The sequence below is a fragment of the Acinetobacter sp. YH12135 genome (genome assembly GCF_013418565.1).
Lineage (GTDB): Bacteria > Pseudomonadota > Gammaproteobacteria > Pseudomonadales > Moraxellaceae > Acinetobacter > Acinetobacter towneri.
This window is the reverse complement of the sequence record NZ_VPBU01000003.1, coordinates 70,955-95,640: the sequence shown is the minus strand read 5'-3', so window position 1 is coordinate 95,640 and position 24,686 is coordinate 70,955. Positions and strand designations below refer to the sequence as shown.

Sequence of the window (24,686 nt, the reverse complement as noted above, 5' to 3'; positions counted from 1 at the left end):
GTTAGATTACTTGAAAAGTAAACAGTTAAATAGTAGAAATGTATCATAGTTATATTTTAATAATCTAAATATGTGCCGTGGAACGCGTAAACAAGTAACTTCTGAATGTTCATTTAATTTTGATAACCCCAAAATTATCTTCAAGCGAGATCTTTCTAAACTCGCATTAAACACTCATCCAGATTTTGCTGGCATTCATCACTGCTATCACATGGCCTTTCGAGCTCTACGATTAACTTCTCATTTTCGTTTAGCATCAAACAAACTCAATGTTTGGTCTATAGCAGGAATATCCAATTTCTGGATCGCTGATAATTTTGATTTGTACCTGCATCACATGAAGCTTCCGCCTTCACCTCAGGAATTACATGTATATACGTTCCCACCTGATGCCAACTTACAACAACAACTCAAACACTATGCAAGCTTTGAATTCTTAAGTTTTTTGCAAGCAAATACTTTTGATATACACAATTTAAATCCGCAGCATCTTCAGCAAGCGATCAACCGATATATTTCGACTGAAGTTTTACTCGACTTTAATCGCTTACATTCATTCAAAGCACATAAAACGCTCAGTCTTGAGGGGCTTGGTAAGTTACTCAATTTTAGCCATACACAACTCCACAATAGAAACAGAAAAATCCATGCACGTCGCCAGCATCTACTTGACGAAGTCAGCAAGCAATCAAAAGTCGTCGATCATTATTTAAATCAAAATGATTTTTCACCAAATCCAACAGATTTTTGGAATTGTTCATATGCACGAAAGTGAAACTAAGCCCCTTCCTCAACCCAAAATTTTATTATCAGACTTATTAAAAAAGCTTTTTAATGCAGAGGATTTGTGTCTTCATGCACATATTAACTTTATCGCAGATCTATTGGTTTACCATGACTGCTCAGATTATCTTAAGGGGCTTGTTCTCAGTGAGATTGAATCTGATATTTCTACAAGTTCACCACCTCGCATTCCCGCTACTCTCCAAGCGTCTAGAAAATCTAAAATTGGTGATTCCCCAATCACGTATTACATCAACAGTATTGCCAGCATTTATCATGCGCACACGGAACTACTCACCTGGAATGTGCTCGTCCTTAAAGCAGCACTATATTTATTAGCATTGCCGCAGATCAAACCAGATTTATTTGAAAAACAACATACAGAGCATCTCAATACGATTAAGCGCTTATTTCAGCGTTTCCGCGTTGCAAACAAGTCTTTTTTTGCAAAAAAAAAAGATGCTCACGCATTAGATTATCAAGCATTCTTAACTCTTAAATTCCCTGCTTTATTTCTATCATTAGAGCAATTTGTAGAGTCTGCTCTTCAACCTGAAGCAGATCAAGAACTAAATGATTTTCAGAAAAATTTCTGTGATGAATTACGTATTGCATTCAATTATGTACTAAAAAGCCGTCCAAAAATTGCCAAATCAAGTGTAGATAGTAAACTGCAATATCGTACATGGGATACCGATGGAACTATTAACGAAATCATTGAGACTAAAAAAAGTAATAGAGGTTTAGCTAATGAGCAAGCCCTTGACGAGCAAGAAGACCCCTCTGTTATTGTTCAAGCAGATCAGATTACACCACTTGCCAGACATTCTAAAAATGCCCAACGTATGGCACTTTCGTTAATTCCAAAACATATGCAACGACAAGATCATTTGCTCACTGCAAGTTGTTTACTCCCAAGTGTTTATACTATTTCTGACCTAATTACATACCTGTATCATGATGATAAAAAACATAATGATAAAAGCGTGCTCGTTGTATTACTTTGCTTAATCACAGGCGTTGGCTTTAAAGACTGGTTAAATTTTCAAAAAAGGCGTGTAAAAAGATTAAATCATCGCCAAGTCATTAAATTGCAAAGTGACCAATACTATCTCTCAACCAAATTCAGCATTTTTGAAGATGCAACGTTTGAATATCCGGAGTCACTGATCAATAACACCGTTCATTTAGATATCCCTATCCCAAATCACTTTATTGATCGTATCAAAGCAGAACCAATCATCACTGAAGATGAGCTAAAGAAAAAAATTAGAATAATAAAAGATGAAGTCAAAATTCCTCAGCTGAACTTATCAAAAACTAGCTCATTACTGCATCATGTTATTTTGCAAAAAACAGGCAATAGGCAACTTGCTGACATCATCACTGGTGTAGATGCAAGTCACTCTTCTTCAAGCTCTTACTGCCATTACAATGTAAATAAATTACAAAAAAATTATGTCAAAGTTTTATCTGAACTATGTACACAGCTCGCTGAAAATGACTACGGTGATATTGTCTATAGTGATCAGTCCATCTGCTTTGGTAGCCAAAAAGCACCAAGTAAAAATGTCATAAAGGACATCCTTTTCTATCTTTACACCAAAATTTATACGACTTCAGATAACGACTGGGTAGAAAGTTTTAATGCTTATAGCATTTGGATGTGGCATATCCTACTTTTGTTTACCGCTGCACGACCTGTTCGGGACTTTCCAGGTTTTTTGAATAATATAAGTTTTCAGCAACAGACAATTATGCTGTCTGACAAAGAGGTCGGTGGTAGACGTGGCTTTGGACGCTTGATTCCACTTTGTGCATTTCTCATCGGTGAATTAAAGAAATATCTTCGTTTCCTCGAACATATCCAACAACATTACATGGCGATTAACCGCGAAATCTCAGCCCAAATTGATGCCATATTTAATAATGAACAGCCTCTGTTAAATCTTTTACAAAATGGCACACTCACTCCGCTTACACCTTCCAATGTGCGTGACTTTCATCCTGAAGTTGGGTTAGCACATCCCAACTGGCACCGCCATACAACACGTGCCTTTCTCACCAACAAACAAATCCCCGAGCCTTTAATACTTGCACTTTTTGGACATGAAGCCTTCCAACAGGAAGCCGCACATCCATTTTCTAGTTTGTCTCTGAACCAATATCGCGCGCTCGCAACACATTTAAATGAAATGCAGGAATATTTTGAAATTATTGGAGTGAATTTAAATGTCCTCATCGCTTAAAAAAGCAGATCAACTGTTTGCCGAAAAGAAACGAGAACTTACTCGACAATTAAATGAACAAAAAATTCAAAATGAAGTTCATGCTTCACTCCGCAAATATTTTTCAGAACAGCAGTTTGATCAGAATCCACATTTGCTAGGTGATTACGGCGAGGTTTATAGCCACATCAAGAAAAACTCTACGAGTAAAAAGTGGATCAAGTTTGCATATGATTTTTTTGAAGATTACATCAAAGAGTTAAATGCTCAGCATCGCTTGGATTTAGAGCTGCCTCATGCTGTTTTAGATATTAAAAGAGATAAGCCTATCGTGACCATGAGCTGGAATGCCGATGGTCATGAAATAAATGACCTCGTACAACAGCTTTATAATTATTGGGAATTGGCTGAAAGCTGTGACTCATTCTCAAATGAGGAAATCGTGGGCAATATTATATTGTCTGCCATTCTATTTGGTGGCTTAAATGAAAAAGCTGAACTTAATGCCTTGCTTGAACACCTCAGAAATCCAGTAAAAGTACGCCATTATAAAGACCTTAATATTCTTTTTTTAGAATCCCATTCTAATCATTATGGCGATATTTTTATTGATGAATATACTGTTCGAAAATCTAGAAATTTTATTCCAGACCCCGTCACACGTCTGTGGCTAATACATTTTAATCTGAGAGATATTCGACATGTTCATCTTCCCGTAGAGGGCTATCTTGAGTATATCTTTCGAAAAATAAAGAAAAAGTTTAAAAAAAATAGCTTATCGCATTTACTTCAGCATGCTCGCTACAACTGGTTACAGCTTCCCAACGTAGATATAGATCCGGCGCTCTCTGAATGCCTCATCGGGAATTTACTCAGTTGTGGTTTACCCGAACAAGAGTTTGAGCGTTTTGTGCAACCAAAATTTAAATATAAGCATGAGCTCACTACTGAAGTCATTCATCAGTCTAAGAATTTACCTCCACAAACTGTTTATTTGCATCATGAGCAAGATGCACTAAAAGATGTACTAAAAATTCATAAAGACTTATTAAAAATTATTCGTCTTCGCCAAACAGATGCCCCAATCTATCAACTCATGATCGATTATTGTATGGAGAATGCAAAACTCTTTAATGAATACAGTAAACGAATCACCCTGTGGTTAATTAGTCTCTTTAAACCACCTCAAGAAGATATAGATCTGCTAGCTCAGAGATTTGATTTTTGCGCAACAATTTTTGCTAAAATCATTTCCAACAATAGCCAGTTAGCCAAAAGCTCAATTTACACATACTACACTCGAATTGGTGAGCCTTGGCTAATCTATTCTTTACAATATCAATTTTCTGAGGACGATGAAGAAACACGCCTGCAAAAAATATATGCACAGATTTATCAAAATAACTGTATTGCTGAAAGTCTGCTCGAAGATACTGTTAAAAAATCGGCTGCTCAAATTGTAAAAACACTCAAACGTTTTCATCAATTTCAAGAACAACTATTCGATGCCCCAGCATTCACTTTAGAGACGCTGGATCAACAAACCAGACCACGCACACGTATTATCAGCCCAGTCACATTTCAACTGTTAATCAAAAAACTTCAACAAGCACATCTACAAAATATCATCTCTCAACATGACTATGAAAATCTTAGTCTTATTTATACGCTTGCTTACAGAACTGGGATGCGAATTAATGAAATGATTGGTTTACGTATCAAAGATACTGAAGGATTAAACAGAATATCATTATTGGTCAAGCCATATGGGTCAGAAAAAATAGGCAATGAACACAGATTAAAGACTGACAGCGCGCAACGTAGCGTGCCCGTGTATTGCTTACTCAAAGCATCTGAGTATCAACAATTTCATCAATATGTTGTCAAACAGCGGTTAACAAAAAAACCGAATGATTATTTATTCAGTCAGTTCAATGAGAATAAGAAACTCAGCCAGCACATGCTGACTGCACCCTTTAAAAATTTTATGGATCAGTTATTCAAGCAACATCACTATACATTTCATTCATTTAGACATTCTGCAGCAAATCATTTAGCATTAATTTTTAAATGTGATTATCATTTTTTGTCTGATAGCCTCACAGACTATACGGAAGTTGAATATAATCAGCTCAGGGCTGAGTTATTACGTAATTCAATTGATCAAAATCATTGGATTATCATCGCACATCTTTTGGGGCATCTCGAACCCATCGAGACCTTTAAAAGTTATATTCATGTAGCTTACTTTATTGCAGGTTATCAATTTTCCAAATATCGCCCATTACTAAGCAATGGTTTGGTTAAGAAAATGCTGGGGATAAGCAATTCAACACAAGAGTTACATTTTCTAAAATCGCTCAATGATCAGTCTGAATTCAATTTTGAAATGCATGCTACAACGCTCTGTAAACTCCTTCTAAACAATCAAGAAAAATGGATAGCGAGCAATGCTCACACACTACATGCAGAATTAGAGGTAAATCAAACGCAAGAACATTGTATTTTTGACTATTTTGTCGCGACTCCAGAATCTAAAATCGATCTTGATCTATTTTATAAGGCACTCTGCTTATTAGAGTTATACAAATATGATACGGAGCGCGTAGCACAAGAACTTTGCCTATCTCATGAGCTCATCAAGTATTGGTATGACAATGCAATCCAACTCAAACAACTTAAATCTAGAAAAAACAATCCAAGACTTTTTCATATAACCGAACTGCAATACATCAAACCGTCAATGATTGATACTAATGAGGACCTTTTATTGGTCACACATTTTTTTAACTATCTACAAGCCTGCTATCAAAAGTCACCTGAAAATATTAGGTATGTCTTAGAATTCTTTATTAATCACGTAACTGCTTCACATACAGGTTTACATTCAACGCGGAAAAATATTCAGAATCTGGAAAAATTCTACTATGCGGCCAAAGATCTGTTTCCTGCCAACATGTGGCATTTACTTGGAATAGATATGGTTAATTTTTTAAACAAAGAAATTACGCCGAATCTACTCAAACTTGCCAAGGCAAATCAGAAACTAGAAGGTTACCCAACAACAAAAGAAAATAATGCACGCTTACAGCTATATTCCTTAAAACAAGGCAAAGCACTACCGGCTTTTAAATTTTGTTTACATCTGGCTTGCATTGGTAGGCCTGCTCAATTGCAGTTAGAAATAAAATGACTTCAATAAATCATCGTAACGGATACTGCTTAACTCTCGTGCTACACCTAAGTTTTAATGGTGAGTGTCTGTTTTAATTTTTTTTGGGGGTTATACAGTTAATTAATGCTGATAAAAGCCTAGGCTGGCCATATATAATTCCATCAACCTGATTTTTTACCATTCGGTTTACCTAATTAATCATCACAAAATTATGTTGGTGATAATTTGGTAAATTTTTAAAAACTTATGTGACCACAATTAAACGATCTTAATAAAAATTAATTCCAATAAAAAATATTTGAAAACGTAAGTTGTTTATTTCATTGTACTTATATACACAGCAATTTATACAATTTAATGTATATTATGTTGGTGACTATTGCCAATATCGGGCTTTGGATTTTGATGCTGTATTGATTGAATTTAATGGGGAGGATGATCATGTTCATTTATTAATTAATTACCCACCAAAAGTTGCTATTTCAAATTTAGTGAATAGCTTAAAAGGTCTATCTAGTCGCCACCTTAGAAAAGACTTTCCTGAAATTAAAAACAAACTTTGGGGTGATTCTTTATGGTCGCCAAGTTACTTTGCTTCAAGTTGCGGTGGTGCGCCATTAGAAATTATTAAACAATACATCGAGCAACAACAATCACCTCATTAGAATTAAAAATCGAGCCTTATATCACCTCCATAAATGAGGGTGTTTTACGGCTCATTGGATAAATAAACATAAACGTCGACTACTCCCAGATCATTTAGCAACCGTACGTATTGAGCATGAATCTGCATCAACGCAATACATCTGTGGGTGCACACTGCGTCGTATCGGCGAATATCAGTGAAAAATTGAATTTCAGACCAGCGCAGTTCTATAAAGAACAGCATGTGCGTGGTAAATGGGTTTGTGATCAATGTGACACCCTGACTCAGCAAACGATGCCTGCCTATGTGATCGATAAATGTATTGCGACACTTGAGTTACTTAGCCATGTGCTGGTATCCAAATATGCTGATCACTTACCGCTGTATCGTCAGCGACAGATCTTTCTGCGCGCAGGTGTAGATCTATCTAGATCCACCCTGTCAGATTGGATTGGTCGCTGTGGTGTAGACACTTGAACCTCTGGTCAATGCCTTAAAACAGGTGGTGCTGCAGCAAGGGGGTGATCTATGACTTTCAAGAAACCGTTCAGGTCTGCATGCAGAAGAATTCCTGAATGGCTGGCAGGGACATCTGGTCTGTGATGATTACAGTGGTTATAAAGCACATTTCAAATCAGGTCAGATCATTGAAGTAGGTTGCATGGCACATGCATGTCGTAAATTCCATGAACTGCATATCACTGGGAAAAGTCAGATTGCTGAACAGGCACTGGTGCTGATTCAGAAATTGTATGCGATAGAAGCAGAGTTAAGGCACAAGACCGACGGTACAGCGCAACAACGCTGCGAATACCGGCAACGGCATAGTCAACCAGTGATGCAACAACTATATGAATTGCTCAACCAACATCATCTGATGGTGCCATCAAGCTCTACCACCGCTAAGGCAATCAATTACACTCTAAAGCGCTGGCAAGCCTTAAGCCGCTATTCAGATGATGGTAATCTATCTATTTACAATGATTTGGTGGAGAACCAAATGCACCCTTGGGCTTTAAGTCGTAAGAACTGGTTGTATGTTGGATCACTGCGCAGTGGTCAGCGAGTTGCTAACATCATGACATTGATCCAGTCAGCAAAGTTGAATGGTCTAGATCTGTATGCCTATTTAAATGGTGTACTGCAAAAGTTGCCGACATACAAAGTGATCCAAATTAAAAGATTGGCATAGAGTTTAGAGGACACTTACAAATCAATGGTATCGCCAAGTTGATCGTCATCATCTTTAGCTAAAACGGTCTTTAGCTTATCATTTGTGGCTAGACGCAACAGCATCAAATATCTAGCTTAAGAAGCATCTCAGAGTAAATTTTTACAACAAAGCTAATAAGCTTAGGCTATTTTAATAGTTTTCATGATCCGCTGCTTTATACAAAGGCTATAAAAATATTTAGTAATTTTTTATCTAAATTACTCTATATACTTAAAACTTGGTTGATCTCCCTATCTTAACCACACCATTTTTTGAGCACTGAAAAACTTTTTTCTGCAAAAATATATGAGGAACAACAAAAGTGTAAAATCTAAAAATAATATCTATTCTTTTAACTATTTTTCATTCAGCTATACACACAGATATTTTGTATCCAATTTTCTTAGTACTTGAATTCTTCAGTGATACATTAAAAAATGTGTAGCAAGTTGCTACACTTTTCCTTAGACAAGCTCTTTACCAAAAATATCATTCAGCCTATCACGAATACTTTGTACAAATTCCGGATTATTTTTTAGTTTATGCTTCATATTACGTTTAAAGTCATTCAAGCTCATACCAACTTCAGCAAAATCCATTTGGAATAAAGTGTCATTAATAACAATATTTGCTTGAGAGTCAGTGAGACAACCAATTTTTTTAAACCACTTCTTGAACTGCGAATACTTTTCATCATTATTAAAAATGTACCAGGAACGTACATTCGTATCGAATTTTGCCCCCAATTCTTTTACTAATGCATTCTCTTCAAATGGAACATCAAGATAAATTTTTTCAATTACAGCAGTTTCATTTAGTGTTTTATCAGTAATACGCTGATGCAGTTTAAAATTCACCCCCACAATTGGGCGCCCTTTTTTTATGGTTTCATACTCTAGTTGTAGATCTGTATTTTCGTTAATTTCTGCAACTATTTTATCTAATACATAGCGTCTAAAATCTACCCAGCGATCATATTTAGTTTCATTAATATCAATCAGAGCTTTCAAGTTTTCTAAAAGCATTGGGACTTCATAACTCTTTTGGCTTGCGTACTTGAATTCATTTTTAATGAAATACGTATAAAGACTCATACTAGCAACAGAATCCAAGGCAAACAGATGTTTCAATTGATAGGTGGTGAAATTCCCCCCAGCCAACTGCGTGAAATACGGTAACACCTCACTGGTAAAACGAATCTGAATGGCATTTTTAGAATCATCTTCCCATCTTAACTCACGGATAATAGGAACGACAGAATGTACTTTTTTAGTCTTTCTCTTACCATCATCAGTAGGTTCCTCAATAATAAAATGAGCCACCCTAGATGAAAGTTCTTTATAAATCCGGTCTATTGCAACATTAATCGAATTGCGTTTATTCAATCCTAGTAAATCTGCCAAATCATCCTTATACAGATAAATATAGGTTTGTTCTGTGATTTCACCATTTACCCTATTTTTCTCACTATAATTTGCAACAGCCATTGCATATAGGAGCGCCTTATATTCATTGGCTGATAACTCAATTGGGCGAATTAAGCGGTTACTAGTGCTAACAACGCCATTATGACGAATATTGCCTATACAGTAAGGAATATGATTCAATTCTTCTTGCAATGATTCTGATTCTGTCATAACCGTGATATTTATATATTTAATTCTATTTTTATATACAAAAGTGGAAAAACTTTCAAGACTTTCACCACAAGAATCTAAGAGTGGAAGGCTTGTCATCAGAAATATGCATTTTTGACGATTTATTGTCCTTAAAGTGGAATGAAATATATTATTTCCACCATATAGTGACAGACCTTCCACCTTTAGCTCTAAACTAACAGTTCAAAATACCCATTTTCACTTATTTCTTCCAAATTTAGGTATGCTATGTCAGATAGAAACCTAGATGTGACAAGGCTTCCACCTTTCATTAGATTTGAAAGGTATAAATGAATAGATAATCATCAGGAAATATCCAATAAAAAAAATTTATCCACAGGGTGCTAACACATAGTGACAAACCTTCCACCCTTAAAGATTGTTTAGCCAACTTTATCAACAAATTAAGTATTTATTTTTGCAAGAGTTTTTTAAAAAATATAACCTTTTTAAAAATAGTAGTGACAAACCTTCCACTCTTGTGACAAACTTTCCACTTTACGGTGACAGACCTCCCACCTTTGAGTGACAGACCTTCCACCTTTGAGTGACAGACCTTCCACCTTTGAGTGACAAACCTTCCACTTTACGGTGACAAGCCCTCCACTTTTAAACTTATAAGCATTTGTTTTATATAGCAAAAAAACAGTCTTAATTATTAATTAGCTAAATAAATAATTATACTAATTATTAATTAAGCTAGCTTATTTAAAAATTAGTTTTTTAAGTTGTTTTACACCTAAATAAATAAGATTTATAAATTTAAAAACTATAGTATGATGAGTGAAAGTTATTTATATTGTTAAACATTCAAATACGGAAGCATCTGACACGTATGTCTGCAAAAATTATTACGGTTGCTAACCACAAAGGTGGATGTGGCAAAACAACGACCGTTGTACATCTAGCCTCTGAACTTGCAAATCTTGGCAATAAAGTTTTAGTCATTGATTTAGATCCTCAAGCAAACGCAAGTTTACACATTGGGATCCAACATCCAAGCGAAATTGTTGTTACTTCAGCAGAATTACTCGTTGGTGATATTTCATTATTAGCTGATGCATTACAAGAAGAAACAAACTTTGAAAAAGTATCATTAATTTATGGCTCATTAAATTTAGGAAAAACTGAAGACCAGCTTAAAGAAGAAGCTCCTCGTCCTTCAGAAGAATTAAGCATCAAGCTAGAACTGTTAAAAGATCTTTACGACTTCATATTAATTGATTGCCCACCTAGTCTTAAACTATTAACCAGTAATGCCTTAGCATCATCAACACATGTCATTATCCCTATCGAATCTGGATCACAATATGGACTGTATGGGGTAACAGATCTTTTAAACCATCTTGAAAAGATAAAACGTATTAATCCAGATTTAGAGCTTTTAGGCGCTTTACTGATTAAACATGATGAACGTCAGAATGTTTGTAAATTGATTCGGGATGAAGCTTTAAAACAGGTTGGAAAAATTTTACAAACTACCATTCCTCAAAGTACTAAAGTTAATCAAGCAGCAATTCTGCAACAGCCACTTTTGAAAGTAGAAAAAAATTCAAAAGTACGTAAGGCTTTTGAAAGCCTTGCTTATGAAATTGTAGCGAAAGTTTAAACCTGAGAGTATTATGGCAAGCACTAAAGAGCTTTTAGCTCAAAAATTGAAACAAAATACAGAAAAACATCAGCAAGCACAGAAAGACAATATTAAAGAGCTAAAAGAATTTAGACGTAATGTTCCTATTGAGGATATCAGTCGCAGTCCCAACCAACCGCGTAAAGTATTTGAAGATTCTCAATTAAAAGAACTGGCGGATTCTATTAATGAAATCGGCCTTTTGCAGCCCATTACAGTGCGTAAACTTGATAATCTGAAATATGAACTGATTGCAGGCGAGCGACGCTTACGGGCGCATCAATTACTCGGCAAGTCGGTGATTGAAGCCATTATCATTGATGCTAATGATGAAGAAGCATCTTTGTTAACCCTAGCTGAAAATTTAAAGCGTCAAGATCTGACAGATTATGAAATTTTTATTGGTTTGAACTCACTTGATGAAAAGTTGAAGAAGAACAAGCAACGTTTAGCTAATTCATTGGGTTTAAATCGCGAAGATATGTACAAATATCTATCGTATGAAAAGCTGCCTAAAGCAATGTTGAATGACCTGGATTTGGAGCCAGGTCTAGTCGGTCGTACTGCTGCAACAGCGTTCAAGAAATTTTTATCGGATCATATAGAGCAACTTTCGGAGGCGGAAACAGCTTTACTCGGTGCTTGGGAGAAATTAAAAGAAAAAAAACTGGAGCAAAGCAAAGTTACTTCTTATGCTGAAAAACTATTGAGTCAAGATCCAGAAAAAGTAACCACGACATCAGTGGTAAGAAAAATCGAATATGATGGTAAGGTTGCTGGAAATATCAAACTGAATCAAAAACAGCTCAATATCTCTCTTAAAATTTCAGAAATTGATGAAGCTAGTCTTTTACAACTAGAAGATTTTTTAAAACAGCTTATTCAGAAAAGTGAAAAAGTGTAGCAACTTGCTACACTTTTCAGTTTGCTCATAAAACTCTCACACTTACGTGAGAATTTTTTATAATTATCACATGCGAAAAATTATACCACCCAAACTGAAATTGATATGGTTACGCTAGAAGAGTTTATTCCTAAAAATTATCTTATACGTAAAATAGACAAAGCGATTGATCTCAATATCATTCATGAACGTGTCGCGCATCTATATTGTCCCGATAAGGAGACTGTTGAACGAATTTTGCCGTTGCAAAATAATTACAGGGTCTCTGTTATGCAAGTAACGCAGCAATGTTTACTGTCAGTTACAGCACAAAACTTGAAGAAAATCGCCTTGCACTTATCGAAGTTAATTTTTATTGTATTTTTTAGCCATCAATACGCTTAAAAATAAATCACTATGAATAAGCGATAGAAGTTTAGAAAATACCCCCACTTTAACGATCGCTAAAGTGGGGTTTGTGATTAGTCTGAAAAGTGTAGCAACTTGCTACACTTTTTTAATACTTAAATTGTACGACAAGAAATGACGTATCAATACTTACACACGAGCGTATTATTGGGTACTATTGGTTTAACTAAAACTAGATAACCTATTCATTGCAGGACAATTCCATGGCACGTACTCCAAAGCAAACCAAACAAGAACCCATTGAGGTCATTCTTTGGAAAGCTGCAGACAAACTTCGTAAGAACATTGATGCTGCTGAGTACAAGCATGTAGTCCTTGGTTTGATCTTCCTCAAGTACATCTCTGACTCATTTGAAGCTCACTACAACCTATTGGTTGAAGGTGAGGGAGAGTTTGCAGGAGCTGATCCTGAAGATCGTGATGAATACACTGCATACAACGTCTTCTTCGTTCCTGAGATCGCACGTTGGTCATACCTGTTAAACCAAGCAAAGCAAGTCACCATTGGTAAGATTGTAGACGATGCAATGGAAGCCATTGAGAATGAGAACCCTCAGCTCAAAGGTGTACTACCTAAAGTCTATGCACGTCAAAATCTCGATCCTACGAGCCTAGGTGAGCTGATAGACCTCATTGGTAACATTGCCCTAGGTGATGCAAAAGATCGCTCTGCCGACGTTTTAGGACACGTATTCGAGTACTTCCTAGGTGAGTTCGCTTTAGCTGAAGGTAAGCAAGGTGGGCAGTTCTACACGCCTAAATCCATCGTGAGCTTATTGGTTGAAATGCTAGAGCCATACAAAGGACGTGTATTCGATCCTTGCTGTGGTTCAGGTGGTATGTTCGTACAGTCTGAGAAATTCGTAGAATCGCATCAGGGTTTAGTGGACGACATCTCCATCTATGGTCAAGAAAGTAACCAGACAACTTGGCGTTTGGCCAAGATGAACTTAGCCATTCGTGGCATTAACTCAGAGCATGTGAAATGGAACTCTGAGGGTTCATTCCTGAATGATGCACACAAAGACCTGAAAGCGGATTACATCATTGCTAATCCACCATTCAACGTCTCTGATTGGAGCGGTGAGCAGTTAGTGGGTGATGCTCGTTGGTCTCTAGGTACACCACCTGCAGGCAATGCGAACTTCGCATGGATGCAACACTTCTTGTATCACATGAGTCCTAAAGGTCAGGCAGGCGTTGTGCTTGCTAAAGGTGCATTAACCTCTAAGACCAGTGGTGAAGGTGAGATTCGTAAAGCCTTGGTTTCAGAAGCCAATGTCATCGACTGTATTGTGAACCTACCTGCCAAGCTGTTCCTGAACACACAGATTCCTGCTGCTTTATGGTTTATGCGTCGTGACCGTGTTAACTCAAGCCAATACCAAGATCGTAGCAATGAGATTCTGTTCATTGATGCTCGTAACCTAGGTCATCTGATTAACCGCAGAACCAAAGTCTTGTCTGATGAAGATATTAAGCTCATCACAGACACTTACCACAATTGGCGTAACAAGGGTGGTGAGTATGAGGATGTTGCAGGCTTCTGTGCATCTGTACCACTTGAGAAAGTCGCTGAGCTTGATTATGTACTGACGCCAGGTCGTTATGTTGGTTTAGCTGATGATGAAGATGAGTTCGACTTCAAGGTACGCTTTACAAGCTTAAAGGCAGAGTTTGAAGCACAGCTTGCTGAGGAAGCCAAGCTAAACCAAGCCATTGCTGAGAACTTAGCAAAGGTGGTTGTATGAGTGAGTGGCAGGTTGGGCGATTAGATAGCTTCTTTACCCTAAAACGTGGTTATGACTTACCAAAGCAATCTCGTGTTTCTGGTAGTGTTCCCATCATTGCTTCTTCAGGTTTTGCTGATTTTCATAATGAAGCCAAAGTAAATGAATCAGGTGTTGTGACGGGCCGATATGGAACCATTGGTTCAGTTTTTTTCAGTGATGTACCATTTTGGCCATTAAACACATCTCTTTATGTAAACGACTTTAAGGGGAATGACAAAAAGTTCATCTACTACTTTTTGCAAACATTGGATTGGGAAAAATTTAGTGACAAAAGTGCGGTGCCTGGAGTTAACCGTAATGATGTTCATCAAGAAGAGATATGCTTTCCGTCTCTCCCTGAACAAAAAGCCATAGCCTCAATCCTTTCATCATTAGATGACAAGATCGACTTACTGCACTGTCAGAACAAGACTTTGGAAGCCATGGCTGAAACACTGTTTCGTCAATGGTTTATTGAGGAAGCGAAAGAGGATTGGGATGATTTACTAGTAAGTGATATAGCTACTCATATCAAAGACAATGTGAACCCATCAAAAGATCCTCTTAAGACATACTATCATTTTAGTTTGCCTGCTTTTGATTCAGGAGAAAAGCCTACTATTGAATTGGGTGCGGAAATTCTGAGTAATAAGTACAGAGTATGTGAGAACTCAATTTTAGTCTCAAAGCTGAATCCAAGAGTGCCTCGTATATGGTTATTAACTGATGTCAAAGATAATTATGTATGTTCAACAGAGTTTCAGAATTTGAAGCCTAAAGTAGGATCTCATTTAATGTTCTTGTATAGCTTATTCAATTCAAGAGATGTTATTGATGAATTAGCAATGAGTGCTTCGGGAACCAGTGGCAGTCATCAAAGGGTTAAGCCAGAAGATATGTTAAATATCTCTTTTAAGACTCCAAGTTTAGACTACCTTGAAGAGTATTCGCTGTTGATTACTCCTTCGATGCAAAAGGTTTCATCTAACAAGAAGCAAATCCAAACACTTGAACAACTACGAGATACCTTGCTTCCTAAGCTGATGAGCGGCGAAGTCAGAGTCCAATACCAAACAGAAGAAGTTGCATAACATTTGAGGTGAAGTCATTTGATGGCTTCACCTTTTTTACATTCAGGGGGCTGAATTGAATAAAAAAATTATAGGGGCAATCATTGCCTTAGTCGTAGTGATCTGTGGCTACTTGTATGCTTCGCCATACATTGCCATCAATAACATCAAGAATGCTGCACAAGTAGGTGATAGCGAAAAGGTGTCCAAGTACATCGACTATCCAAGTGTGCGTCAGAGCTTCAAAGATCAAATGAATGCCATGATGATGAAAGAGATGGCAACCCATAAAGATGATGGTTTCGCAGCACTAGGTGCCATGCTTGCATCTACCATGGTAGACAAGATGATTGATGGTTTTGTCACACCTGAAGGGATGACCATGATGATGCAAGGCAAAGACCTTAAAGATGCAGCACATTCATCACAGGGAGCATCAACAACAGAAACCAAAGAAGAAGATCAAGCAGAGTACAAAACTCGCTATACCTCATTCAGTGACTTTGAGGTTGTGATCCAACATCCAAATGATTCCAAAGCCGTCACTGTCAAAATGGTTCGTGATGGTTTGAGTTGGAAAGTGAATAAGATCGCTGTGCCGATGGATTAAGTAAAAGAGAACAAAGAGGAAAAACAGAATGATAAAGCGCATGATTCAAATGGGATTTGGCTTGATTGCTGTAGTTAGCTTTGCTGCAACCGTTCAAGCAGCACCGGCTAAATTCAATCATAGCGGCATACAAAAAGGTAAAGTCATAGAAACCTGTTATCACTCTCCTTGTTCAGTCGCCAAGTTTGTCTCTTACAAACAACTGAATAAGACAGCGACTGAATCCAAGATTCAAGTCACCTTGCTGGGCGGTAGTCGTGAGTGGGAAGCCAAGAAAATTGACTGGAATAGATCGCCACATAAAGTCACTGTGAATTGCTCATACCAACGACCAACAGTTCAGATTGGTTCACAAAAGACTCTGATTCCACTCAATGATGGTTTAGGTGTTCCTGGAGTACTGATGGTAGATGCTGAACTCTATCTATATGTTTGCCATAAGTTTGAGGGCGCTATTGAGAATGCTGTGCAGAAGTATGGCTATAACGTGCAGGACGATGAATAAGGTTTCTTAGCTTTACATCATATAAAAAATTAATGAGTCCAGGTTATATGGATAAGTTTAGGGGGAAATAATCAAGTGACTAAGATGACCGAATCAGACATTGAGCTGATGGCGATAGAGCAACTAGAGGGATTGGGCTATACCTATGTGTATGGACCTGAGATTGAATCGAAGGGCACTAACCCTCTACGAAGCTATAAGCAGGTCATCTTGGAAGACAAAGTGCTTGATGCATTACAACGCTTAAATCCTCATTTAAGCCAAGACAAATGTACTGAAGCACTAAAGCAAGTCACCAATATTCAATCCCCTGATCTACTCAGTAATAACCAAGCATTCCACCGACTGCTCACTGAGGGCATTAACATTGAGGTGAGCAAAGAGGGTAACACTCAAGGTGAGTATGCTTGGTTGATTGACTTTGAGAATCCAACCAATAACGAATTCCTTGTCGTCAATCAAGTAACCATCAAAGAAGATCGCTGGACAAGACGACCAGACATTATCTTGTATGTGAATGGCTTACCCTTGGTGGTCATTGAACTCAAGAATGCAACAGACGAGAATGCCACTGTAGAAGGCGCATACAAGCAAATACAGACCTATCAAAGCCAAATCCCTAGCTTGTTTACCTACAATGCTTTCAACGTCATCTCTGATGGTTTAGAGGCGAAAGCAGGTACTGTCTCAGCAGACTACAGTCGCTACATGGCGTGGAAGACAAACAATGGTCAAACCAAAGCCAAGAAGACACAAGCACAGCTAGAAGTCCTGATTCATGGTTTACTGAATCCAGTCACACTACTCGACATGATTCGACACTTCATTGTCTATGAATCAACGAAGCACGAGGATACCAATGGCTTAATCACCATTAAGACCATCAAGAAGATGGCTGCATATCATCAGTACTATGCAGTGAATGCAGCAGTCCTCTCGACTATTCGTGCGTCTGCAGTGAACTCGGACTCGAAATCAGCAGAAGTTGCCATGCAACATCAAGGTAGAAGTAAGCTCGAATTGGTACAGCAACAAGCAGTCGGTGACAAGAAAGCCGGTGTGGTATGGCATACCCAAGGCTCAGGTAAGTCTTTGTCTATGGTTTTCTACACAGGCAAGATTGTCTTGGCTTTGGATAATCCAACAGTCGTTGTGATCACAGATCGTAATGATCTAGATGATCAGCTCTTTGGTACATTCGCTGCATCAAGCCAACTCCTTAGACAAACACCACGACAAGCAGACAGCCGAGAAGAACTCAAAGAGTTACTCAAGGTGGGTTCAGGTGGCGTGATCTTCACCACCATCCAAAAGTTCCAACCGGATGATGGCACTAGCGTCTACGAGCAACTGTCAGACCGAACCAACATTGTCGTGATTGCAGATGAAGCACATCGTTCTCAGTATGGCTTTAATGCCAAGGAAGTCGATGTCAAAGATGAAGATGGCAAGGTTGTCGGTAAACGTACTGTCTATGGTTTTGCCAAGTACATGCGTGATGCACTTCCTAATGCTACTTACCTTGGTTTCACAGGAACACCAATTGAGAAGACGGATGTAAACACACCTGCAGTCTTCGGGAACTATGTAGATATCTATGACATCTCGCAAGCAGTGGAGGATGGTGCAACTGTTCGTATCTTCTATGAAAGCCGCCTAGCTAAGATTGCCATCAGTGAGGAAGGCAAAGAGCTGATTGAAGACTTTGATGACCAGTTTACTGAAGATGACTTAAACCAAACTCAAAAAGAACGTGCGAAGTGGGCAAGAGTCGAAGGTTTGATCGGCAGTAAAGAACGTATCAAAGCCATTGCAAAGGACATCGTAGAACACTTTGAGCAGCGTCTTAAAGCCAATGCAAACCAAGGCAAAGGCATGATCGTCAGCATGTCTCGCAGGATCGCTGTAGACCTTTACAACGAGATTGTAAAGATCAAACCAGAGTGGCACAGTGATGATCTGAATGATGGTGTAATCAAAGTTGTGATGACTGCCTCAGCTTCAGATGGTGAGGTGATTGCTAAACATCACACTACCAAGCAACAGCGCCAACGCTTAGCAGATCGTATGAAAGACAATGATGATAAGCTCAAACTCGTTATTGTTCGTGATATGTGGCTGACTGGTTTCGATGCCCCAAGTATGCACACCCTTTACATCGACAAACCAATGAAAGGTCACAACCTCATGCAAGCGATTGCACGAGTCAACCGTGTCTACAAAGACAAGGCTGGTGGCTTGGTTGTGGACTATCTTGGTATCGCATCTGACTTGAAAGAAGCCTTATCGTTTTACTCAGAAGCAGGTGGTAAAGGTGATCCTGCATTGGTGCAGGATGAAGCTGCAACGATCCTGCAAGAAAAGCTAGAAGTGCTTGATGGCATTTTGCATGGCTTCAACTACCAAGAGTACTTCACTGCAGATACTTCTCGTAAGCTCAACATCATTTTAGAAGCGGAAGAGCATATCCTTGGTGTAGATCAAGGAGAAGGGAAGACTCGCTTCCTGACAGCAGTCACAGCGATGTCACAGGCATTCGCATTAGCTGTACCTCATCCACATGCTATGGAAGCTGCACCAGTGGTGGCATTCTTCCAAGCAGTCAAAGCACGTCTTGCTAAGTTTAGTGATGGTACAGGCAAGATTTCTGGCTTAAGTAATGCTGAGCTTGAAGCCAAGGTAAAGCAAACCATTGACCAAGCTCTAGTCACAGAGCAAGTGGTAGATATCTTCGATGCTGCAGGGATTCAGAAACCAGATATCTCGATTCTCTCTGATGAGTTTATGCAGGAGATGAAAGACTATAAGCATAAGAACATTGCGCTTGAAACACTTAAGAAGTTACTTGGTGATGAGATTAAGGTACGAGAGCAACGCAGTGTCACCCAAGGTAAGAAGCTCATGGATATGTTGATTTCAGCAATTAAGGGTTATCAGAACAAGGTACTTACTGCAGCAGAAGTCATTGATGAACTGATCAAGTTAGCTAAGACAATTCAGGAGTCAGACAAACTGGCTGAAGAACTCAACCTGACTGAATACGAATATGCGTTCTACTCAGCAGTAGCAGACAATGACAGTGCTCGAGAATTGATGCAGAAAGACATATTGAGAGAACTTGCAGTCGTACTCACTGATTCTATTCGTAAGAATGTGACTTTGGATTGGACGATCAAGGAAGCTGCTAGAGCAAAGTTAAGAGTCATCGTGAAGAGATTGCTGAAGAAGTATGGCTATCCACCTGATATGGCTTTATTGGCTACAGAAACTGTATTGGAACAGGCTGAGCAGTTGGCTGAAGAGCTTTCCAGTTCAAAAGAATAGGGTACAGATAGTGTTCAAAAAGACCGCTATATTAACCATAACCAAGGGGGCATTTTTACACTGCTGCTAACAAGGACAACCCTTCACTTATACTAGCTCAAAACTGATCTGACAGTTCCCCGTTTTTTATTGTGCCTGTCAGGTTAAATTTGGGCTAAATTCTTATCAGCCCAAATTCGTTTTCCATTAAGTAAAGTTTCAAATGGGCTTCCTGTTTGACATCTTTTGGGAATAGTTTCGGATATTTTGTTGTTCTAACTTTTCATGATGCTGTTGAATTTAGTCCAGATCTCATAAAACATTGTATAACTGAAACGCTGGAAAACCTATTTAGCAAATTTGGGGTGTAGTTTCCACTTGAAATAATTCAATTAAAAATAAATGTATGTATTTTATTTATTTTTTGATATATTTCAGTTTAACCTAAAAACGACTAGTGATAGTTATAAAAAGTTGTGCTTAGAAGAATCTTTATTATTTTCAGAGGTTTACTTATGAAAAAGTTAGTAATCTTATTATCAATGTCGACGGTTTTTTTATCAGCTTGTGGTAATAAACATGACAAAATGGTTGGCTACTGGCAATTAGAAAATGTGCAAGGAAAGCGCATTATGCAAATTTTTAAAGAGGGTAAAGATAGTTATATTCTTAAAGAAAATGTGGTTGCTCGTAGTAATGTGGTGAATGGTAAAGAGGGAAGTTCTCTCGTATTGGAAAAAAAAGATGATACTTTAGCGGTTAATAATGGTTTAGCTGCTATGCCCTTACATTTATCTGATGATGGTCAAACATTACGTATTTCTAAAAATCAGTACAAAAAAGTAGATGAAAATTTTGTCAATAAAACAATAGAAAATATTAAAGTGTGTCATGAAATTGAAACAGAATATCGGACTAAAGTTAAAGAACTACCTATTTTTACTCGTGACCCTGCAATTCAAGAGCAACGTAAAACGTTGGCTGAGTCAACTACTAAAAAAATGCAAGCCATTGAAGATTGTAAATTTGGTATCTACTGATAATTACACTATTTAATGAGGGTGTAAATAATTCTGTGTAAATGTGGTTTTAAAAATACTTGGTTACACGTTCATCAAACATGATACTAAAACGATTCATGGCAGCTTTCCAATTCTGAATGGGCATCGTCCATTTTTTGCTTGCTGCCATAATCGCTAAATATACCACTTTTTTCACAGATTCATCGGTTGGGAAGATTTTTCTTTTCTTGGTGGCATGGCGAATGACACTGTTCAAGGATTCAATTGCATTGGTGGTATAAATCGCCTTGCGAATGTCCATTGGATAGGCAAAGAACGTGTTGAGATTCGACCAGTTGGCAAGCCATGATTTACTGATTTGAGGATATTTATCGTCTCACTTTTGACCAAATTCATCCAGGGATGACATACAATCGATACAGCGCATCATTATTATTGAAAATGGTGCCATGATGAATAGGGTATTTGATTGGTATATGCAGTTGCCTCTTGAGTGGCAGTCGAGCCTGTTTGTCTATCGTGGGCATGGGGCCAACATTAAAACAGTAGTTAAATTATTAGAACAAGTATCGGATAACTGCTTGTTGGCATTTTATGGTGATCTTGATCCGTATGGGATTAATATTGCCTCTCATTTTTATAAAATACGTCCTTTAGCCCTGATTGTGCCTAGTATCTGGCAGGAGATCACAGTCACTCATATCGACAACAATGTGAATAAATTCTTGAAGCAGATCGTTCAGACTAGGGATATTGCATTTGATCAAGCTGAACCTTTGATTTTAAGAGAGCTATTTCATCATGTTGATCCTAGCCAAAATAATGGACAGTACTTCCCTCTAAAGATAACGTAACGTTAACTTTGGAGATCCAAGAAATGGCCAAACGTTTTAATCCCAAATTTAAACAGCAAGCAATTGATTATGCACTTTCAAACTCACACGAGCCTACAGCTGCAATCGCCCAGAAATTAGGTGTGGGTTATTCAACTTTAGACAAATGGATTCGTGAAGCCAATCCAGTGGGTTCAAGCAAACGTCAACTTTCACCAGAACAACAGCGGATATTGGAATTAGAGAAAGAAGTCAAACAGCTTAGGGAAGTCAATGACATCTTAAAAAAAGCGCATGTGTACTTTCTGACAGATCATGCCAAGAAAAGTACACGGTAATTCAAGATCTGGATGTGAATGAAGTCACTGTATCTTCTGTCTGTAAATGCCTGGGTGTCAGCACTTCAGGCTATTATGCCTGGCGAAAGCGCCAGACCAATCTAGCGCAGAAATATAATGATTTAAAAGCCGTATATTGGCAGCATCATGCACGATTGGGTGCACCTTCATTGGTACATGACATGCATGATTTAGGTTACAGCATGAGCGAACGAACCGTTGGAAGAATGCTTAAAAAGCTTGGTTTACGTAGCAGGATTGCACGTAAATACAAGCATACGACTGATTCAAACCATCGTTTGCCTACAGCACCTAACTTGTTAGATCGTCAATTTACGGTCAATGAACCCAATAAGATCTGGACAACAGATATTACCTATATCCGTACTAAGCAAGGTTGGCTGTATTTATGTGTGATGCTGGATCTATTCAGCCGTCGTATTGTCGGTTGGCAAACCAGCTATCGAATAGACCGTCAATTGGTATGTGATGCGTTTCATTATGCAATGGCTCGTCAGGGGTATCCAATGGGTGTCATGGTACATTCGGACCAAGGCTCACAGTACTGTAGTCGTGATTTTAGGGCGCTATTATTGACGAATAACTGCGTTCAAAGTATGTCACGCAGGGGAAACTGCTGGGATAATGCAGTGACCGAAAGCTTCTTTCATACATTGAAAGTTCATGTGGTCCATGGCAGTGTATTTGCCACTCGAAAAGAAGCGAATGCTGTCTTGTTTGACTATATTGAGATTTATTACAATCGAATCAGAAGACATTCTGCAAACGGCTGTTTAAGCCCAGAAGCCTTTGAACAGAAATATTTCAAGAATTTAGAGGGATTTGTTGTCCACGATACTGTCTAGGATCAAAAACTAGATCACCTACCTGTATATCTTCGATTTTTTTCCAAATTCTCCGTGGTAAATTTAGATCCCTCTGTACACGCACTAGAGTACCCGCAATAAAACACCCAGTAAGTGCTGGTATTTCTTTCAATTTATCACCCATAAAAAATGTCCCCTATTATTTGTTAATGATAATGTATGACTGTTAATTTTTTATCGTTCAAATTCTATTCTATTTAACATAATCAATGTTATACGAAATACAGATGTTAGAACCCATTTAAAGTGTCTGTATTCTCACCAATAAAAATGTCTAGTTTATGATGATTTAACCATCATGGACTGGATATGAAATATAGATGCTGATCACTATGTCTGACAAAGAAATTCAACGTCTTGCGGTTCTGCAAGACGTTCGAGATCATCGTATTACCCAAGTCCGTGCTGCTGAAATCCTGAATCTTTCCCCCGTCAAATTACCCGGTTATTGCAGAAGCTCAATCAAGATGGTGTTTCAGGTCTGGCTCATGCCAGTCGTGGTCAACCTGGCCATCGTCGCCATGATGACTTGTTAAAAGCAAAGTGCCTTTCCATTATTTCTGAACATCTGCTGGGCTTTGGGCCCACCTTGGCGCATGAGAAGCTCAGCAGCATGTTTGAGCTGAATATTCCTGTGGAAACAGTTCGTCGCTGGATGACTGCCAATGAGCTCTGGATTCCGCGATCCAAGCGTCTGAAACGTCCATATCAGCCTAGATATAACCGTGATTGCTTCGGTGAACTGATCCAGATTGATGGCTCCTATCATGACTGGTTTGAAGGACGATCCGCCAAATGCTGTTTGCTGGTTTATATCGATGACGCCACTGGAAAGCTGTTGCATCTGCGCTTTTGTGAGGCTGAAACGACCTTCGACTATATGCTTTCCACGAGAGCCTACATTAAGCAATATGGCAAGCCTTTGGCCTTTTATAGCGATAAACACTCAGTATTCCGAGTGAATCAGAAATCGAGCCAAGTCAGCAAGATCACGCAATTTGGGCGGATTCTGAATGAGTTAAACATCGATATTATTTTTGCCAACTCACCACAGGCCAAAGGACGTGTGGAACGTGCTAACAGGACACTTCAGGATCGTCTGATCAAAGAGATGCGTCTGGAAGGCATCAGTTCGATTGCTGAAGCCAATGCTTGGCTACCCTGCTTCATTGAGCAGTTCAATCAGAAGTTCGCCAAGTGTGCGCGTAACTCAAAGAATTTACATCGACCATTAACCGAATCTGATCTTGAACTGGATGATATTTTTACCTGGCAGGAACCACGTAAGGTCACCAAGAATCTAACCCTGACGTATGACAAATGTATTTATATGCTTGAACCGACTGAATTGAACCAGAAATTAGTTGGACAATACATTTCATTTCTGGAGTACCCGGATGGCACTGTTGCGATCATGTATGAAGGACGGAAGATCAACTACAGTATCTTCAATAAACTGACTGGACTGCAGCAGAATGAAGTGGTTGAGAATAAACGGTTAGGCGCAGTTCTGGCCCATATCCAACAACAGCATGAAGAGTTGGAAAAACAGAATAAACGTTCCCGTGCCAAGAAAAGTATGCCGAGTCGTAAAGCTCAGAAAGCTAGCAATGAACAAAGAAATTTAAATCCTGTTCTTGACTCTTGCAGTTAAAAACAGGACATTTTAAATGGTTTATCGCATAGACATTTTAATTGGTG

General features: G+C 38.3%; 16 protein-coding genes and 3 pseudogenes. 17 read left to right on the top strand and 2 right to left on the bottom strand.

Annotated features, from left to right (window positions below; all coding sequences use genetic code 11):
* The first annotated feature begins 70 nt into the window (after positions 1 to 70).
* The 5 genes and pseudogenes from FTU70_RS03180 to FTU70_RS03160 form a co-directional block, all read left to right on the top strand.
* The gene (locus tag FTU70_RS03180; protein ID WP_094069346.1) at positions 71 to 775 is read left to right on the top strand and encodes a hypothetical protein; all 705 of its coding nucleotides are present in this window, start codon (positions 71 to 73) and stop codon (positions 773 to 775) included.
* Entirely contained in the window at positions 762 to 3,032 is a 2,271-nt protein-coding gene (locus FTU70_RS03175) for a hypothetical protein (RefSeq protein ID WP_070153152.1), read from the top strand. Before FTU70_RS03180 ends, FTU70_RS03175 begins: the two co-directional genes overlap by 14 nt.
* Positions 3,016 to 6,204 carry a tyrosine-type recombinase/integrase gene (locus tag FTU70_RS03170; RefSeq protein WP_154320135.1) on the top strand — a complete coding sequence of 1,063 codons (3,189 nt, stop codon included), beginning with the start codon at positions 3,016 to 3,018 and terminating at the stop codon, positions 6,202 to 6,204. The genes FTU70_RS03175 and FTU70_RS03170 overlap by 17 nt, the downstream gene beginning before the upstream one ends.
* A 329-nt stretch (positions 6,205 to 6,533) precedes the next feature.
* The gene (tnpA, locus tag FTU70_RS03165; protein WP_257229519.1) at positions 6,534 to 6,851 is read left to right on the top strand and encodes an IS200/IS605 family transposase; all 318 of its coding nucleotides are present in this window, start codon (positions 6,534 to 6,536) and stop codon (positions 6,849 to 6,851) included.
* Between the two features lie 61 nt (positions 6,852 to 6,912).
* A pseudogene (locus tag FTU70_RS03160) lies at positions 6,913 to 8,024 on the top strand (IS66 family transposase); the annotation flags it as partial.
* 485 nt (positions 8,025 to 8,509) lie between these two features.
* On the opposite strand, the gene FTU70_RS03155 reads toward FTU70_RS03160, so the two are convergent.
* Complete coding sequence (locus FTU70_RS03155; RefSeq protein WP_094069347.1) at positions 8,510 to 9,682, bottom strand: replication initiation protein; 1,173 nt, start codon at positions 9,680 to 9,682, stop codon at positions 8,510 to 8,512.
* An 856-nt stretch (positions 9,683 to 10,538) separates the two neighbouring features.
* Between FTU70_RS03155 and FTU70_RS03150 the strand changes: the two genes are divergently transcribed.
* The 9 genes from FTU70_RS03150 to FTU70_RS03110 all read left to right on the top strand — a co-directional run bounded on the left by FTU70_RS03150 (position 10,539) and on the right by FTU70_RS03110 (position 20,945).
* Positions 10,539 to 11,312, top strand: coding sequence for a ParA family protein (locus FTU70_RS03150; protein WP_094069344.1), 774 nt, complete (start codon positions 10,539 to 10,541; stop codon positions 11,310 to 11,312).
* Between the two features lie 13 nt (positions 11,313 to 11,325).
* Entirely contained in the window at positions 11,326 to 12,237 is a 912-nt protein-coding gene (locus FTU70_RS03145) for a ParB/RepB/Spo0J family partition protein (protein ID WP_070153141.1), read from the top strand.
* 105 nt (positions 12,238 to 12,342) lie between these two features.
* Positions 12,343 to 12,621 (top strand): hypothetical protein, encoded by a 279-nt coding sequence (locus FTU70_RS03140; protein ID WP_070153138.1) that lies wholly within the window; start codon positions 12,343 to 12,345, stop codon positions 12,619 to 12,621.
* 227 nt (positions 12,622 to 12,848) lie between these two features.
* Positions 12,849 to 14,396, top strand: a complete 1,548-nt coding sequence (locus FTU70_RS03135; RefSeq protein ID WP_154320136.1) for a class I SAM-dependent DNA methyltransferase — start codon at positions 12,849 to 12,851, stop codon at positions 14,394 to 14,396.
* Entirely contained in the window at positions 14,393 to 15,508 is a 1,116-nt protein-coding gene (locus tag FTU70_RS03130; RefSeq protein WP_104915058.1) for a restriction endonuclease subunit S, read from the top strand. The genes FTU70_RS03135 and FTU70_RS03130 overlap by 4 nt, the downstream gene beginning before the upstream one ends.
* A gap of 55 nt (positions 15,509 to 15,563) precedes the next feature.
* Entirely contained in the window at positions 15,564 to 16,097 is a 534-nt protein-coding gene (locus FTU70_RS03125; RefSeq protein WP_167846516.1) for a DUF2939 domain-containing protein, read from the top strand.
* 28 nt (positions 16,098 to 16,125) lie between these two features.
* Positions 16,126 to 16,602 carry a hypothetical protein gene (locus tag FTU70_RS03120; RefSeq protein ID WP_070153126.1) on the top strand — a complete coding sequence of 159 codons (477 nt, stop codon included), beginning with the start codon at positions 16,126 to 16,128 and terminating at the stop codon, positions 16,600 to 16,602.
* Between the two features lie 84 nt (positions 16,603 to 16,686).
* A complete protein-coding gene (locus FTU70_RS03115; RefSeq protein WP_154320137.1) occupies positions 16,687 to 19,926 on the top strand; it encodes a type I restriction endonuclease subunit R in 3,240 nt (1,079 codons plus the stop codon).
* Positions 19,927 to 20,420: 494 nt separating this feature from the next.
* Positions 20,421 to 20,945, top strand: coding sequence for a hypothetical protein (locus FTU70_RS03110; RefSeq protein ID WP_154320138.1), 525 nt, complete (start codon positions 20,421 to 20,423; stop codon positions 20,943 to 20,945).
* 49 nt (positions 20,946 to 20,994) lie between these two features.
* On the opposite strand, the pseudogene FTU70_RS03105 reads toward FTU70_RS03110, so the two are convergent.
* Positions 20,995 to 21,303, bottom strand: a pseudogene (locus tag FTU70_RS03105) (transposase); the annotation flags it as partial.
* Positions 21,304 to 21,334: 31 nt separating this feature from the next.
* Here FTU70_RS03105 and FTU70_RS03100 point away from each other — a divergent pair.
* From FTU70_RS03100 to FTU70_RS03090, 3 genes and pseudogenes are all read left to right on the top strand, one after another.
* On the top strand, positions 21,335 to 21,781 hold the full coding sequence (locus FTU70_RS03100) for a Wadjet anti-phage system protein JetD domain-containing protein (RefSeq protein WP_228291712.1): 447 nt from the start codon (positions 21,335 to 21,337) through the stop codon (positions 21,779 to 21,781).
* Positions 21,782 to 21,804: 23 nt separating this feature from the next.
* A protein-coding gene (locus FTU70_RS03095; protein WP_154320140.1) for an IS3 family transposase occupies positions 21,805 to 22,964 on the top strand; the annotation gives its coding sequence in 2 pieces (ribosomal slippage) (positions 21,805 to 22,039 and positions 22,039 to 22,964; 1,161 coding nt in all).
* A gap of 341 nt (positions 22,965 to 23,305) precedes the next feature.
* Positions 23,306 to 24,639, top strand: a pseudogene (locus FTU70_RS03090) (ISNCY family transposase).
* Positions 24,640 to 24,686: the final 47 nt, after the last annotated feature.

What these genes read in the sequence shown, in the direction of transcription:
- FTU70_RS03180 (WP_094069346.1), top strand. Translation starts at nt 71, where the DNA reads ATGTGCCGTGGAACGCGTAAACAAGTAACTTCTGAATGTTCATTTAAT.
- FTU70_RS03175 (WP_070153152.1), top strand. Translation starts at nt 762, where the DNA reads ATGCACGAAAGTGAAACTAAGCCCCTTCCTCAACCCAAAATTTTATTA.
- FTU70_RS03170 (WP_154320135.1), top strand. Translation starts at nt 3,016, where the DNA reads ATGTCCTCATCGCTTAAAAAAGCAGATCAACTGTTTGCCGAAAAGAAA.
- FTU70_RS03155 (WP_094069347.1), bottom strand. Translation starts at nt 9,682, where the DNA reads ATGACAGAATCAGAATCATTGCAAGAAGAATTGAATCATATTCCTTAC.
- FTU70_RS03150 (WP_094069344.1), top strand. Translation starts at nt 10,539, where the DNA reads ATGTCTGCAAAAATTATTACGGTTGCTAACCACAAAGGTGGATGTGGC.
- FTU70_RS03145 (WP_070153141.1), top strand. Translation starts at nt 11,326, where the DNA reads ATGGCAAGCACTAAAGAGCTTTTAGCTCAAAAATTGAAACAAAATACA.
- FTU70_RS03140 (WP_070153138.1), top strand. Translation starts at nt 12,343, where the DNA reads ATGGTTACGCTAGAAGAGTTTATTCCTAAAAATTATCTTATACGTAAA.
- FTU70_RS03135 (WP_154320136.1), top strand. Translation starts at nt 12,849, where the DNA reads ATGGCACGTACTCCAAAGCAAACCAAACAAGAACCCATTGAGGTCATT.
- FTU70_RS03130 (WP_104915058.1), top strand. Translation starts at nt 14,393, where the DNA reads ATGAGTGAGTGGCAGGTTGGGCGATTAGATAGCTTCTTTACCCTAAAA.
- FTU70_RS03120 (WP_070153126.1), top strand. Translation starts at nt 16,126, where the DNA reads ATGATAAAGCGCATGATTCAAATGGGATTTGGCTTGATTGCTGTAGTT.
- FTU70_RS03115 (WP_154320137.1), top strand. Translation starts at nt 16,687, where the DNA reads ATGACCGAATCAGACATTGAGCTGATGGCGATAGAGCAACTAGAGGGA.
- FTU70_RS03110 (WP_154320138.1), top strand. Translation starts at nt 20,421, where the DNA reads ATGAAAAAGTTAGTAATCTTATTATCAATGTCGACGGTTTTTTTATCA.